The sequence below is a fragment of the Phycisphaeraceae bacterium genome, assembly GCA_020639155.1.
GTDB lineage: Bacteria > Planctomycetota > Phycisphaerae > Phycisphaerales > UBA1924 > JACKHF01.
This window is the reverse complement of record JACKHF010000001.1, coordinates 1,020,776-1,035,882: the sequence shown is the minus strand read 5'-3', so window position 1 is coordinate 1,035,882 and position 15,107 is coordinate 1,020,776. Positions and strand designations below refer to the sequence as shown.

The following is a 15,107-nucleotide window of genomic DNA, read 5'->3' as shown; positions in this document are numbered from 1 at the left end:
GGAGAGTGGAAGATGGTAGTGGGAGCATGTGTATCGCTTGCACTGATCGGGACAAGCTTTGTTGCAACGCCGGATGATGTGCGCTGGACAGGACCAATCGGCGGCCCCGTCTATGGGGTTGATACGCACGATAACTGCGTGCCTTCCGAGCTTCGCGACCAACTCGAGACGATGCTTGCAGAATATCACACCGCGCATCCTGCGATCGACGTTCCGGCACTCTACCGGTTCTTCCCGCAGGCGGGCGAAATCTATGGCGACCTCTCAATCACGAACTATGTTGATCTTGACGCTTCTGGGGGAATCCTGGACTATGAGTGCGGCGCGATTTCATACAACGGGCACGCTGGCCATGACGTGATCATCCGATCATGGAGCGAGCAGGACATCGGCGTGCCAATCTTTGCTGTTGCACCCGGGACTGTGCTGTTTGCAAACGATGGCGAGTTTGACAAGAACACCACGTGCAACGGGAACGGTAACTACGTTATTATTGATCACGGGGATGGACGCGAAGGCTGGTACTTCCACATGCAAAATGGATCTGTCGCGGTCTCTCCCGGGCAGATGGTTGTCGAGGGTCAGCAGATCGGCAATACAGCGTCGAGCGGGTGCTCAACATACCCGCACCTGCACTTTGAATCACATCAGGCGGGTATCGCATTTGAGCCGAATGTTGGCTCATGCAACCCAGGTACGAGCGCATGGGTGAACCAGCTTCCGTATCAAACTGAGGCGGGCGTGCTCGACTTCGGTGTGACAGCAACAAATCTCGGCACGGTTGCGTTTCCGCCGGAGCCGTCGCCGCGTGAAGGACAGATTGCACTCTCAACACAGAGCGTGTACTTCTGGGTAATGCTCAACTATCTGCCAGCGCAGTCAACATGGCGCGTGCGTTGGATTGATCCAAACGGTGGTGTGCAGCGTGACAGCGGCACGGTTGCTTTCGGTAATCCGGACCCGTACCCGTTTGCATGGTACTACTGGTGGAACGATCCGATCTTCCAGACACAGTTGCCTGGCGACTGGCGCATCGTGCTCGATATCAACGGGCAGAATGTGATCGATGCGCCCGTGCAAGCAGTGACAACAATCAACCCCGCCTTGAACCGTCCGCCGGAACCAATCAGTGTCTCGTTTGATCCGGCTGTGCCCGAATCGGGCCACGCGATCTACGCGCGCGTGCAAACATCAAACTGGAAGGACGATCTTGACTGGGATGTTGTCCGCTATCACTACGTGTGGAAGGTGAATGGAAGCACGGTGCGCGATGTCATCACCGCCGGCCGGGCAGACGCGATCGCTGCGAACACGTGGAGTGCGGGCGACACGGTCGAGGTGTGCGTAACCCCGAGCGATGGCGCGGCTGCTGGTGGCACCGTGTGTATCTCGTCCGGCGCCTGCTATCCGGACTGTGACGGGTCGGGCAGCCTAAACATCTTTGACTACATCTGCTTCGGCAACGCGTACAGCACAAATGATCCGTATGCCGACTGTGACGGGTCGGGCAGCCTGAACATCTTTGATTACATCTGCTTCGGTAACGCGTACGCCGTTGGATGCCCGTAACTCCTTTGATCGTTGCTTGGATTGAAGATCGCAGTGTGCAATCAAAGTTGGTTACACTGCTTTGGAACTGCAACCTGGCTTTGGTTCGGCGAGAATATATCACGACACGCGGCTCTTGGGCGCGTCTGTGGACGCGCAGGTATGCTGAGAAGGGGAGATGTGAATGGGTAGCTTCCATCGAAATACGGCCAATGGAATAGGTTGCGCTGTAGCAGGGTCTCTGCTCATTGCCACGGTTCCTGCACTTGCACAGAAAGATCTTCGTCCGGTAGAAATATCGATTGCAACCAATCCATCGGATCAATGGACTATCAATGAGATTGCTTGGAACCAAGCGCGCGACGCGTCCGCAGTGCGTTTCTCTCTTGCAGAAACTGGTGTGCTTGATCACGATCTGCAACTGACGCTGTTCCGGAGAAATGTCCTTTCTTCGAACGCGCAGATTGTCATGGGAACAGACCACGGCGACATGCCGATGGACTTCGACACAAACCGTATCGTTCGCTTCAGTGGCCCGATAGAGACGTACCCCGGCTCGTGGGCATCGCTGCTGGCGATAGAAAATGAAGCCATGCTCACCGTCGACCGAGGCCCGGGACACGAGTTGATTCGCGAGCATGTTGTCATAGGAAGCGGCTCATCGTGGGCACACCAGCTCTTCAACCGCGAGCCCGCGAATCCTGCTGGCGAGTTTGATTGCCAGGTTGTGCCGCTTGCTGCAGAGCATGAGACTGTTCGTGAGATAACTATTGGATCGAATCAGACGGATGCACGTGATCCCCGACCGCAGCAGATAATCCATGGTGCCTTGCGTTTTACACAAGCGGTCGATGCCGACAACGAGTTGTTGGAGATTTTCGAGGGCGATGTGCAACTGTGTACCGCGTATATTGTCGCGCTGTACAGCGAAGTGGGTGACTACTTTCTGCGTGATATGCAGCTCTACCTTGATCTGGTGTATATCCGAATCTGGATTGATCCGGATCCGTACGGCGGCGGTTATTCATTTCCACTCAACTTCCCAAACCCGTTTCTCTATGACCGGGTGCAGATGCTCTCTGGCGTCCCCGATGGCGGTGGGGGAGCCGCATCTGTGTCCGGTCGATACTCGTATGTGTATGGCGTGCTGGGGAGCTTTCTGGGAAAGAACAATACACCAAACATTTATGCACAGGATCCTTTTACCTGCGCGCACGAGATCGGCCACAACATGGGCACGCTTCACACGCACGATTACAATCTGGATCGTTGTAACTCCCCGACGATGGTCGCACGCAGGGGAACAATTATGAGCTATTGCACCCAGGCATACTCTGGCACGCTTGCAAACGGGGATTTATGGTTTCATGTTGTGCCGCGCCAGAAAATGAGAGATGCGATTCCAGCGTTTCAGTTTTCCAGCGACTGCAACGGCAACGGTCTCGACGATCTGCTCGATATCAAGGCTGGCACCAGCCTCGACGCGAATCTCAACGACATCCCGGATGAGTGCGAGGACTGCAACGGCAATGGCACCATCGACGAGTTTGATATCGCGCTCGGCACAAGCATGGATGTCAACATGAACATGATTCCAGACGAATGCGAACCCGATTGCAACGGCAATGGGCTTCCCGACGACTTTGATATCGCGATGGGTACAAGCCTTGATGAGTACGGCAATGGCATTCCGGATGAGTGCGAGGTTGACTGCAACGCAAACTCGACTAGTGACTATACCGAGATCCAGCAGGACATGTCACTCGATCTCAATCGAAATGCGGTGCTCGACGCGTGCGAGGATTGCAATCTGAATGGTGTTCCAGACATCATCGACCTGCAGCACTCACGCAACTTCTGGGCAGTCAATCCCGGCGATGGACGGGTGCAGGAGTACTTTGCTGCCACCGGCGTGCTCATGCGCATGTCTGATGACAACGTGCTGGCAAGCCCTGAGGATCTAGTGATTACCGATGATGGTCGCATTCTGGTTGCAAGCGCCGGAGATAATCGCATCGTTGAGTTCGATGCAGAAGCGAATGTTGTGGGTGATCTTGTGCCATCCGGGCTTGGCGGGCTTGCGTATCCATGTGGCATGATTGTGACGGATGACCGTCTGATCGTTGCCAGCCGCGACAACAACGCTGTGATGCACTACAACGTCCACTCGGGCGCATTTCTGGGCGAGCTTGTTGTGCAGGGATCGAATGGTCTGAATCAACCCTACGGTGTTACGATTGCTCCAAACAACGCGCTGCTGGTCACGAGTGTGCCAGACAGAGTGCTGGAGTTCGATGCGACTACAGGGCAGTTCCGTCGTGTTTTGGTCGAACCACCGAACCATGGAAATCTGGGTAATCCGGCGGATATGCTGGTGATTGATGATCAGCGCCTTCTGGTCGTGAACAATATCCTGCCGCTGACCGAGGGGTCGGTCCTGGAGTTTGATGTGCAGACCGGCGAATACGTGCGGGTCTTTAACAGAGGAAACTTTGGTGGCAGGTTCCGTCGGCCCAGGTATTTGGCATTGCGATCAGATGGCGATGTGTATGCACCGTCCACGCTCTTATTAGACAACCATCAACTGCTACCTCATGTGATTCACTTTGATGGTGAGAGTGGTTATCCCCAAAGAGGGTATGTGGCAGGTCATGACGCGCTCATCTATAACCCGACCGGCATCGAGTTCTATCCCGATCTTGCTGGTGTCGACTGCAACGATAATCAGCGCCTGGATGAGTGTGACATTGCACAAGGGTACAGCGCGGATGTAAACTCCAATGGCGTGCCCGACGAGTGCGAAACATTCTGCATCGCGGACTGTGATCACAGTGGGATGCTCAACATCTTTGATTACATCTGCTTCGGCAATGCATACGCATCGGGCGATCCAACTGCCGATTGCGATGGCAATGGGATGCTCAATGTGTTTGACTACATCTGCTTCGGCAACGCATACGCGGCAGGCTGTCCGTAGCTTGTAGACTGGCATGTAGATTTGTCGTCTGTACGGGTTTTGCGGCAATGCGGTGTCGGTAGGAATACGCCCGGTTGCGCTTCTCCGGGCAAACAACCCCCATGATCTGACGGGTTAGTGATCATTTACATGCCTGCCGAACACGCGGTTTCAGATTTCTGAGGGCGACGAAAGGGAAAACCCTCTCGTTTTTACGCGGTCTGTATAGCCATCGATATTGGTCGATGGCTAAAGTCTGCACGCTTGCGCTATCCCTGATACCAGTGATTTTTTCAGACACCAGAGCTGGATTTCGCATGGATCTCGCAGGTACAACGTGCGTGCGGCATTGACGCCGCACGTGGATGAAGAGAAGGTAAAAAGGAGAATCGATATGTTATCGAATCGTATCCGCACGACGGGCGCGATGATCGCGCTCGTTGCGGGCTTGGCGTGTGCCCCCACGGCGATTGGTCAGACCGCACCGATCGCAAGCCATGACGTGGCATTCCACGTCAACTCGGGGCCCATTTTCCTGCCGGGGAACATCACAGACGGCGACACAGCCCAGCTTGCATGGACACAGGAGATTTCTGTGCCGACCGCTTCGTGGCTTCGCCTGAAGTTTGACGAGGCTGTCTTTGGAGATGGCGCATACATGATCATCACGTCCATGAAGGACGGGTATCGCCACATCCTCAACGCGAACACCATTCGCGACTGGGAAAACACCAGCGCGTATATGAACGGTGACACGGTCATCGTCGAGGTGTTCGTTGTTCCGGGTACTGCAGCCAGCAGCATCCGCATGTCTGAGGTCACAGCGGGCGACTTTGTCGATCCGACAGTTGAGACAATCTGCGGCACAACAGACGACCGCACCCCATTGAACGATGGTCGTTGCGCACGTCTGATGCCGATCGGTTGCACAGCATGGCTGATCTCTGCCAACGGCAACGCAAACGAGTTCCTGACAGCTGGCCACTGTTTCCCGCCGACCTCCGGTGCAGTTGTTCAGTTCAACGTGCCGCTGTCAACATCCGGTGGCTCAACAGTCAGCCCACCACCCGAGTTCCAGTTCCCTGTGCAGTCAACCTCGGTGCAGTTCACGCAGACCGGTGATGACGCAGCCCGCTTCTTCACCAGCGCAAACTCAAACACAGGTCTTGCGCCGCGTATCGCAATGAACGGTCGTTCCTATCTGATCGCCAACGCACCCGCAGCGTCAAACCAGACGATGCGCGTTACCGGCTACGGTACTGGCGGCTCGGCTGGCAACACATGGAGCCAGTTCGGCAAGACACACACCGGTCCATACACCGCAAAGTCGGGCACACAGCTTCGCTACCGCGTTGATACAACCGGTGGTAACTCAGGCTCGCCTGTGACGATGTTCCTCGGCTCGCCGCTCTCGCTGGAATACGGCGTCGGCATCCACACCAACGCTGGTTGCGACACCTCAAGCTCCAGCTACAACAACGGCACAGACATCGCGTTCTCAACATTGCAGGGCTGGCTCTCAAGCCCAGCTGGCACACCGATCGCGTATCAGTCTCAGTCCTGCCGCGCAACGCTGTACAACTCAAACAACGGCGGCGCACAGAACGGTGCTGTCTACTTTGATGCGGTTGTTGGCGATGAAGACATCCGCGTCAACTCGATGATGATGAATCTGTCGACGACAACCTCACAGTACACATTCAATGTGTTCATCACCCCGGGTGGATTCGCTGGCAAGGAAAGCAACGCTGCAGCATGGACGCAGATCGCGTCCGGTGGTGGTGTTGTAAACGATGAGAACACAGCAACACCCGCAACACTGTTCGATACGTTTGTGCTTCATGCGAACACAACCTACGGCATGGCGATCGTGCTGAATGGTGCAGAGCACGAGTACACAGACGGTAACGGCACAAACCAGTCCTACTCGTCCACGGGCCTGACACTGAACCTCGGCTCCGCGTCGAACACACCGTTCGGCACCACGATCCAGGACCGCGTGTGGAACGGCACGATCTGCTTCCAGCAGACCGGTACAGCCACGTGCGCAGAGGTCGTCAACTCAACAACCACGGGTATGACCCTCATCGATATGGACAACATTGGGCTCGGCTCGACCAACGCTGCCGAACTCAACGGTGCTGGCACACCATTCAATGGCAGAATCTCTTCGGTCAGTGCGCCGGACAAGCCCGGCGTTGCTGCTGGTATTTATGATACCAACATATCGTTCGGTCGTGGTCTTGCACGTGTGAACGGCACGATGAACATCATCAGCAACAACGGCACCGCTGCGTTCGATGCAACAACGTTCGATATCAGACTCAATGGCCAGGCAACAGAGTTTGGTGTGCGCATCGGCGACTTCACAGGGAGTGTTCGTGTGATCTTCGTTGATGGCAACACACCCGTTGCCACAATTGAAGGCCCAGGCGCGGGCTCATCCCCGACGCTCTTCCGCACGACATGTCCGTTCAATCGTATCCTTGTTGATACAACACTCGCTGGCGGTAACTTTGTTATCACAGAACTCGTGGTGCCGAACAACTGCACCGTGAGCGAGATTGGCAGCATGACGGTTGCAGCATCCGAGATCGACATGGACTCCCTGCCACTCGGCTCGGTCACCATCGCAGCTCTCAACAATGCTGGCGCACCCAATGACGCGATCATCTCCAGCATCTCCATGCCGACCAAGTCGACAGCCGCTGCTGGTGTGTATGACACCAATACATCCTTCGGTCGTGCGCTTGCCCGTGTCAGCGGCGTGCGCAACATCATCTCGAACAACGGCACAGCAGCGTTTGATGCAGTGACATATGACATCACCTTCAACCGCAACGTGACCCAGTTCGGCGCTGAGATCGGCGACTTTAACGGCAACCTGCGCGTCACACTCCGCGACGCCGCAGACAATGTTGTTGGTATTGCCGACTCGACCAGCAACACCAACTCGGGCGCAATCTTCTTCAGATCCTCATGTCCGTTCCGCAGCGCGGAAGTTGACGTAGCAAGCGCGGCTGGCAACTTCGTCATGACCGAGATCTGGACAGAAGCAGCACCAGCAAACTGCTATGCTGACTGCGACCAGAATGGCACGCTCAACATCTTCGACTACATCTGCTTCGGCAACGCATACGCCGCAGGTCAGGCATACGCCGACTGCGACGGCAGCGGCTCGCTGAATATCTTCGATTACATCTGCTTCGGCAACAAGTACGCCGCTGGCTGCCCGTAATCTCTTGATTCTGCTCGCACAAACGTGCGACATGTCAATACAAAGACGCCCCGTTCACACTATGTGGACGGGGCGTTTTCGTTGCGAGAGATTGCCACAGTCTTGCCAGCGAATAATGTGGCATGACCCGTAGCATACAGCAGACAGAATCGGAGGCAACTGGTTCGCACTCGAGGGCTTCTCCCAAGGAAACACTGCTAGCGATTGTGACGTTGGGTCTTGTGTGTGTTTACGCACCTGCCGAGACATGGGTGTCAAGGGGGGCACTTACCAGCCCCGGATATATTGTCGATGTCATTGCCTTTGTGCTGCTTGGGTTCGGCGGTGTGTGGCTGCTGCGGCACAGCCACAGTACCGGGCCAATCTCAGCCGCGTGGGGATATTGTGCCGCCCTTGGATGGCGATCATACTTCCTGCGTGTGCATGCCCGGGTGAACGATCTTCCGATCTATGACAATGAGAACATGCAAATAGAACGCCTCGTTGGGCTCGCAATGGTCGTTGCGTTTGTCATGCTCGGATGGTGCATGGTTATCTCAGTGCTCCATACACGAGCGTTCAGGATGTCTCAGCAGTAAGTCGTTTCAGCAGCGCGATCTGTCCAGCGTGATAGGTGTTGTGCTGGATCGACCCAAGAAAATGCTCAAATGCAGAAGTGTCGTTCTCATAGAGCGGCTCGTGCAGTCGCGACCTATCAAATGACCGAACGAGACCAACCAGTTTCGCGTGACTCTGTTGCAGATTGTTCACCATGGTGTGCCAGTCTTCCGGGGACAGCGCATAACATGCTTGGAAGAATATGTCTTCATCGACCTGTCCTGCCTTGCCCTCCGCACGATCAATCACGAGAGTATTTGTGATATGGAGATGGAGAACGAGTTCTGCAATGTTGTGCGCATCGTTCGCAGGTCTCTTTCCAGCGGTTTCCGCGTCAATGCTCCGAAGCAGTTCCATCACGCCGGGTCCATGCCAGGCGCCGCCGATAAACGATCGATCCAGATGGTCCGCGATGTGGTCGAGCTGGATCATGTTCTGCTCCTGCTTGCTGGGCTGTTGTGCCTGGTTCTGAGTCGCTGCTTCCACGGACTTGGCGTGTTTCGACTACAATAGTTGCATGGGATTAGGCACGCTGCTTGTTGAAAAAGGACTTGTCTCGCTCGACCAACTCGACGCGGCCCGGCTGAGCCAGGTCAGTACCGGCGAGCGTCTCGACCACATCCTTATCCGTGATGGCATCATCGGCAAGGCCGAGATCATCAACGCCGTTGCCGAGCAGTTCCATATGCCCGTTGTCGATCTGTCCACGGTGACCGCAGACCCTGATCTGATTCGAAAAATCCCAGCCAAGATTGTTCATCAGCGACACTGCGCTCCCATCGCGATGAGTGAGTCGGGCATCATCACTATCGCAACCAGCGATCCGTTCGAGATGTCCCAACTCGATGAGTTGCGACTGATCACCGGGCATGCGATCGAGCTTGTGCTTGCGCCCGATGACGACCTGCAACTGTTTATCCGTGAAAACTACGGCGTTGGTTCGGACACACTCGACGCCCTCGCCGCGGAACGCGGGCTTGACATTACTACTTCTACAGAAGCCGATACCGACGAACTAGAGCAGGCGCAGGAAGCATCGGTTGTTCGTCTTGTCAACGACATTCTCGGCGGCGCGTTCGACGCGCGCGCAACAGACGTACACATCGAACCCTACGAGCACGAGCTCACCGTGCGTTATCGCGTTGATGGCGTGTTGCAGCTTGCAAACGTGCCAGCCACGATCTCGCAGTTCAGATCAGCCATTATCTCGCGACTGAAGATCATGGCGAACCTGAACATCGCGGAGAAGCGCAAGCCGCAGGATGGACGCATCACGTTCCGACGTCGAACCGCAGCGCACGGCTTGCAGGAGTTTGACCTGCGTATGTCCGTGATTCCCATGCTCTACGGCGAGGGCGTGGTGCTGCGTATCCTCAACAAGACAGCGGTGCTGATGCGACTGACAGATCTCGGCATGCCGGAAACCATGCTCGAACGATGGAACGAGTTGATCACAAAGCCGCACGGCATTGTCCTCGTCACTGGACCAACCGGCTCTGGTAAGTCGACAACGCTGTACGCATCCCTGAACCAGATCGTGTCCAACGAGGTCAAGGTGATCACAGTCGAGGATCCGGTCGAGTACCACGTCAACGGCGTGAACCAGATCCAGGTAAATACGAAGGTTGGTCTGGACTTTGCAGCCGGTCTTCGTTCCATTCTGCGTCACGATCCGGATGTTGTGATGATCGGCGAAATTCGCGATCTTGAGACCGCAGTGACCGCGGTGCAGGCGTCGCTCACCGGCCACATGGTGTTCTCGACGTTGCACACCAACGATGCGGCTGGCGCGATGACACGACTCCTCGATATGGGTGTCGAGCCGTTCCTTGTGACGTCATCGGTTGAGGGCGTGCTCGCCCAGCGTCTGGTCCGCCGAGTGTGCGAATCCTGCGGCGAATGGCACGAGGTCGAGCGATTCGAGGTGCCCGCGAACATCAAGGTGAAAAAGCACGAAAAGTTCCGCGAGGGTCCGGGATGTCGCGATTGTAACAACACCGGATATCGAGGACGTATTGGTGTGTATGAGTTGATGCGGATGTCCGACGATATCCGTGACATGGTCATGCATCGCACATCGACACCGCAGATTGTGGCAAAGGCGCACGCTGCAGGCGATCTCGCACTGCTGATCGAGGATGGCATGGAGAAAGCGCGTGCCGGCAAAACCACAATCGCGGAGGTCATGCGCGCACTCAAGGCATAATACATACGGAGGGCATGCAGCCATGCAGCGAAACGTGATAACACATATGCTCGCTCTGTGTGCTGGCGCTGGCATCGCCACTGGCGTCTGCCTCTACCTCAAGCCATCTCTTCCATTTGAACGCATCACGGGATCTGACGGAAGTAACTTCTGGAAGACTGCAAACTTCTCGTACTGGAAAGTTCCGGCGGGCGAATATGTTGTTTTTTTTGGATGAAGTGAAAGGGGAGTTGACACAGATCTGCGTCTTTGATCCAAAGCACAACACATCGCTTTCCATCAGATGTAAAGAAACGTGGTCGATCGTGCGTACCGAGTATGTCCCGGGGTCAACAGACAAGATCCACCCAGCGATGTTCAGCCCCGTACTAACGATCATTGATTCCGATGCCGACCTGATTGCAAACGTGCGCGCTCCATTCGATAATAATCATGCCACCTCGAGGGAGTGGTTTGATCCAGAGAGCATAGTGTGGTCAACCACAGCACCAAAGTCCATCCAACAACAGCAAGAAAACCCATAGATCGCGCATCGCTTGCGCGTCACACGTTGCACAGCTGTTGTGTGTGATACGGTCGCTGTCGACTTTGGCACACACGCGCATCGCAGATCGCCGATGCACCATGCGATGAACGCCGCCACACGGAACACGCTTCTCGCCATCGCAGGACTCTGTCCCGCTCTCGGGTTTGGTACGAGCTATATCGCGCAGCGCTCGCACGAATGGGTCGAGACAGAAGGCGTGATCTATGGTGTCATGCAATACGGCCTTTCGGACAAAAAACGCAACAGGCTCGAGTACCTGTACATGTATGAGCACGATGGAGTGACGCGCACAAGCAAGCGATGGAACCCGCTGACAAACGAGGCTGGCGGATGGCCCGGCATGGTCAAGCGATACAACGAGGGCGACACAGTGACTGTCTACATGGATCGGAACGATCCGACCTACACAGTGCTTGAGACGGGCATCGCGCAGGCGGAGTTCTTTTGCACCGCCATCGGCCTGTTTCTTGCGGTTGGGGTGATCTCTGAGGAAATCTATCAGCGCCGCCAGAACAAACGCAGCGTTGAGCACTGCAACGCAACTGAAAATGCGTTCGATATTGCGGCCTGAACGGTGTGCATCTTGCTGAACTACCCTTGCACGTGGCAACAAACGAACCAAAGCCATCCGACGAAGGAAATACCCCGGCGCGGGTGCTGACGCTTGCTGCGTACGTCACGTGGGTTGCAACATGCGCACCCGTGGTGTGGACGTTGATTGCGCATCGAGATCGCATCAACTGGGTCTGGTTTGTCGTGTGGCTGGTTGCGTGGCTCGGCTTTGGCACCTTGGTAAGCACGTACCAGGCTCGAACACGAGTGCGGGTGCCCACTGTAAGCGCGATCGTCTACCTCGCACTCGAATCTGTTTGCGCTCTGGTCGTGCTGATCGCGTGCATGCGCACATCCCACGTTGATTCGGGCATGTCGATCGCTATGAACGCAGCCCTCTTTGTGATTGTTGCGGGATCGTTGCACGGCGTGCTGACGATGCGGCAGGCAGTGGTGTGGTCTATTGTCCAGACGATGGCGATGGTTGTCGCGATGTTCCTGTATGACCTCCGCGATCTTGGTGTGATTTCGGGTGGTATCTTCTTCGGATTTCAGTTGTTCGCGATGATGCTCGGATACATGACCTATCGAGAGCAGCAGGGGCGTCGGATACTCGCGCAAACAATGAAAGAGCTGGAAGAAGCACAGGACGCGCTGCGCACCGAGATCAATGAAGCAGCGGATTACGTGAAGTCCATCCTGCCATCCCCCCTGCACGATGCACACCGGGGATTGCTTATTGACTATGCGTTCCAGGCATCGTCGCAGCTTGGCGGCGACCTGCTCGGGTATCATTTTGTTGACGACGAGCATCTCGCGGTGTATTTGCTTGATGTGCAGGGACATGGTGTTGGTGCGTCGCTGTTGTCTGTCTCTGCACACAACGCGATCGAGCGGAATCTACTCCCCAACTGCGACATGCGCGACCCTGTGTCTGTGCTCACGTCGCTCAATCGCGCATTTCCAGCACGATCCGGCGGAAAGTTCTTCTCGATCGTGTACGCAGTCATCAACACGCAGACAGGTGAGGTGCGGTACGCGAGCGCAGGGCATCCGCCAGCGCTGCTGTACGCTGAAAAAGAAACATCGCCGCTCCAACTCGATTCCACAGGCACACTCATTGGTATCGACAGACGGGCACGATTCACCGAGCGCGTCTGCACCATCGTGCCTGGTGGCAGACTGATCCTGTTCTCTGACGGCGCGTACGAGGTTCGCCTCGCAAACTACCAGATGCTCTCAATCGACGGTCTTGTGCATGTCATTACGGACGAGTGCAGGCTTGAAACGTCCACAAAGCACTACGACGAGCAGCGCACTGCACGGTCGCAGTCACACATTCCGTTGCCGCAGCGCGTCATGCAGCGCATCCAGACGCTCGCGGAGGATGGCCATCTGCTCGATGATTTCTCGCTGGTGCAGATTGCGCGGGCTCATACAGGCGAATAGACAGCATCCATTCTTTCAAAGGAATGTAGAATAAACGAACAGGAACTCCTGAAACACATCGGTGAGCAGTGTGAGACATTGATCCAGTCGCTCGGTGTTGCGTGCGCTGACGATCCGTTCGCGCCTCCGCAAACTGGGGAACCAGCAGCACATGAAGAAACAGCCGATCGAGTCCACGCAGTTGCAACTGTACTCCGTGCAGCGCAGCAGGTTATCCGCGCGGATTGCGAGGCTTTCAGTCTATGGTCGCACGGGCACGGCCCAATCCTCAATGACAGGGCACGCACGCTCAGCATAATGAAGAGCTATCCGCAAGAGAACATAAGACAACCACGTCCCGTGCTGCAGAAACTCGGTTCGCTCGTCGGCATGACAGGGTGTTGCTTTGTGTTCGTCTGCTTCGTCACTGGGCTGGTGGTACTCATTCGCGAGATCCTTCTTGCCCTATGACACTCCATCTAATCTCTGCCCTTCCGCCCCAGCACCTTCGCCAGCGCTGTCACTGCAAACCGTAACCCGCGTCCTCTCGGTCCGGTGATTCCTGAGCGCAGCTTCTCCAGCGTCTCGAAGAATCGAAGCATCTCGTCGAGCCGTTCGTTGTGCGTCGCGATTGTCGCATCATTGCTCGTGCTCGACCTCTGCTTCGTGCCTGTCATGTCGCGAATCTCGTACAGCATCGCGAGCACCGGCTCCACCTCGCGCTGCACGCGCTGATGGATGATCGCATGGAACATCGTCCACACGTCGGATTCGGCGATGTAGTACTCGCGTCGATCGCCCGGCTTGTCGATGCGCGAGATCACACCCCAGTCAAGCAATGCTCGTAACGTCATTGACGCGTTCCCGCGCGAGATCTGCAATCGATCCATCACATCGTCTGTACACATCGCCTGCGCGGTAATGTACAAAAGCGCGTGCACCTCGCCCATCGTTCGTGAAATGCCCCACGCGCTGCCCATGCGGCCCCATGCCTGTACAAACTGGTCCTGTGCCTGTGTGACATCGATCATGTCTCTCGAAGAAGAAGACAACGCCGAGACGCGATCAGGAGTGTCGCGCATCGGCGTGTGGCGTTGTTTCAATGTTCGACGGGCCATGCACACACATCGTAGGTGCGCACATGTATCCGTGTGCGTATCAGCGGGTTCGGTTGCGCCGTGCGAGCACGAGCGTGCCCACACCGATCAGCGCGATCGAGCCCGGTGCAGGAATGACCGCCATCGACGTGATCACCATGCCGCCGCCGATCTCGCCAAGATCTGTTGCAGCGCCGGTTGTCAGATCGATTGTCATCAGATGCGATGCAGCGGACGTTGCACCGAGACCAACAAGGTATGCAATGCCCGATGCGCCGGAGATATCAAACCCACCGGTGGTCGTGATATTGACTCCAAGTGGTCCAACCGTGCCCAGCGTACCTGCGCTGTTTGCTTGTGTGACAAGAGTGTCAAGTCCGGTATCGATCCCGTACAACTGGGTCGAGGTCGCTCCACCAAACGAGTTGGTGTATGCAGAATCAACCACGTTTGGATCAACGCCGAAGTTCGGATCACCAGCGCCGTAGAACAACGACGTTGCCATAGTGCTTGTGCCGTCGTTCGGATTCAGCACCAGGTTCTGGTTCACGTCCGACACAACACGGAGGCGATCGATGGTCGGGTTGAAATCAAACCCGAACGCCGAGCCATTCAAGCCCGGTGAGAAACCGCCCGCACCCACCAGCGACGCAGCGCCGGTCGATGTATTCAACGTGTACAGATTGTTGAATGACCCCAGCGCAAACAGTTCGCCCGTTGACGGACGGAAGTCGATTCCACGAACTGTCTCGTTCGACTGCAACCCGGAGATCGCAAGCCCGGAGAGAATCGCGGTTGGTGCCGACGAGTTCCACGTGACCAGTGTCTGCGTGTTCGTCACACCGTACATCAACTCCTGAGCGCTAGCGTTCCCCGCTGCGATTAGGAGTACTCCAAAGACCATGCCCTGCTTCTTCATCTCTTTCCTTCCCCTCTGG

At 56.1% G+C, this 15,107-nt stretch carries 12 protein-coding genes; 9 read left to right on the top strand and 3 right to left on the bottom strand.

Going from position 1 to position 15,107, the window contains the following annotated elements; all coding sequences use genetic code 11:
* Positions 1-12 precede the first annotated feature (12 nt).
* The 4 genes from H6815_04465 to H6815_04450 all read left to right on the top strand — a co-directional run bounded on the left by H6815_04465 (position 13) and on the right by H6815_04450 (position 8,320).
* Positions 13-1,569: a M23 family metallopeptidase gene (locus H6815_04465; protein MCB9859686.1), complete on the top strand. Its 1,557-nt coding sequence runs from the start codon at positions 13-15 to the stop codon at positions 1,567-1,569.
* Positions 1,570-1,732: 163 nt separating this feature from the next.
* On the top strand, positions 1,733-4,525 hold the full coding sequence (locus H6815_04460) for a hypothetical protein (protein MCB9859685.1): 2,793 nt from the start codon (positions 1,733-1,735) through the stop codon (positions 4,523-4,525).
* Positions 4,526-4,898: 373 nt separating this feature from the next.
* Entirely contained in the window at positions 4,899-7,742 is a 2,844-nt protein-coding gene (locus H6815_04455) for a hypothetical protein (protein MCB9859684.1), read from the top strand.
* Positions 7,743-7,864: 122 nt separating this feature from the next.
* Positions 7,865-8,320, top strand: a complete 456-nt coding sequence (locus H6815_04450) for a hypothetical protein (protein ID MCB9859683.1) — start codon at positions 7,865-7,867, stop codon at positions 8,318-8,320.
* Here the strand turns inward: H6815_04450 and H6815_04445 are convergent.
* Positions 8,301-8,771 carry a DinB family protein gene (locus H6815_04445; GenBank protein ID MCB9859682.1) on the bottom strand — a complete coding sequence of 157 codons (471 nt, stop codon included), beginning with the start codon at positions 8,769-8,771 and terminating at the stop codon, positions 8,301-8,303. The genes H6815_04450 and H6815_04445 overlap by 20 nt on opposite strands.
* A gap of 85 nt (positions 8,772-8,856) precedes the next feature.
* Between H6815_04445 and tadA the strand changes: the two genes are divergently transcribed.
* The 5 genes from tadA (at position 8,857) to H6815_04420 (ending at position 13,543) form a co-directional block, all read left to right on the top strand.
* Positions 8,857-10,545, top strand: coding sequence for a Flp pilus assembly complex ATPase component TadA (gene tadA / locus H6815_04440; protein MCB9859681.1), 1,689 nt, complete (start codon positions 8,857-8,859; stop codon positions 10,543-10,545).
* Positions 10,546-10,775: 230 nt separating this feature from the next.
* Positions 10,776-11,069 carry a hypothetical protein gene (locus H6815_04435; GenBank protein ID MCB9859680.1) on the top strand — a complete coding sequence of 98 codons (294 nt, stop codon included), beginning with the start codon at positions 10,776-10,778 and terminating at the stop codon, positions 11,067-11,069.
* A gap of 105 nt (positions 11,070-11,174) precedes the next feature.
* Positions 11,175-11,663, top strand: a complete 489-nt coding sequence (locus tag H6815_04430) for a DUF3592 domain-containing protein (GenBank protein MCB9859679.1) — start codon at positions 11,175-11,177, stop codon at positions 11,661-11,663.
* A gap of 32 nt (positions 11,664-11,695) precedes the next feature.
* Entirely contained in the window at positions 11,696-13,093 is a 1,398-nt protein-coding gene (locus H6815_04425) for a serine/threonine-protein phosphatase (protein MCB9859678.1), read from the top strand.
* Between the two features lie 78 nt (positions 13,094-13,171).
* Positions 13,172-13,543, top strand: a complete 372-nt coding sequence (locus tag H6815_04420; protein ID MCB9859677.1) for a hypothetical protein — start codon at positions 13,172-13,174, stop codon at positions 13,541-13,543.
* Positions 13,544-13,551: 8 nt separating this feature from the next.
* Here H6815_04420 and H6815_04415 read toward each other — a convergent pair whose 3' ends face one another.
* Entirely contained in the window at positions 13,552-14,190 is a 639-nt protein-coding gene (locus H6815_04415; protein MCB9859676.1) for a transcriptional regulator, read from the bottom strand.
* A 40-nt stretch (positions 14,191-14,230) separates the two neighbouring features.
* On the bottom strand, positions 14,231-15,088 hold the full coding sequence (locus H6815_04410) for a DUF4394 domain-containing protein (protein MCB9859675.1): 858 nt from the start codon (positions 15,086-15,088) through the stop codon (positions 14,231-14,233).
* Positions 15,089-15,107: the final 19 nt, after the last annotated feature.

Bases quoted from the DNA above. Each gene is read 5' to 3' on its own strand.
- H6815_04465 (MCB9859686.1), top strand. From the start codon at position 13: ATGGTAGTGGGAGCATGTGTATCGCTTGCACTGATCGGGACAAGCTTT.
- H6815_04460 (MCB9859685.1), top strand. From the start codon at position 1,733: ATGGGTAGCTTCCATCGAAATACGGCCAATGGAATAGGTTGCGCTGTA.
- H6815_04455 (MCB9859684.1), top strand. From the start codon at position 4,899: ATGTTATCGAATCGTATCCGCACGACGGGCGCGATGATCGCGCTCGTT.
- H6815_04450 (MCB9859683.1), top strand. From the start codon at position 7,865: ATGACCCGTAGCATACAGCAGACAGAATCGGAGGCAACTGGTTCGCAC.
- H6815_04445 (MCB9859682.1), bottom strand. From the start codon at position 8,771: ATGATCCAGCTCGACCACATCGCGGACCATCTGGATCGATCGTTTATC.
- tadA (MCB9859681.1), top strand. From the start codon at position 8,857: ATGGGATTAGGCACGCTGCTTGTTGAAAAAGGACTTGTCTCGCTCGAC.
- H6815_04430 (MCB9859679.1), top strand. From the start codon at position 11,175: ATGAACGCCGCCACACGGAACACGCTTCTCGCCATCGCAGGACTCTGT.
- H6815_04415 (MCB9859676.1), bottom strand. From the start codon at position 14,190: ATGGCCCGTCGAACATTGAAACAACGCCACACGCCGATGCGCGACACT.
- H6815_04410 (MCB9859675.1), bottom strand. From the start codon at position 15,088: ATGAAGAAGCAGGGCATGGTCTTTGGAGTACTCCTAATCGCAGCGGGG.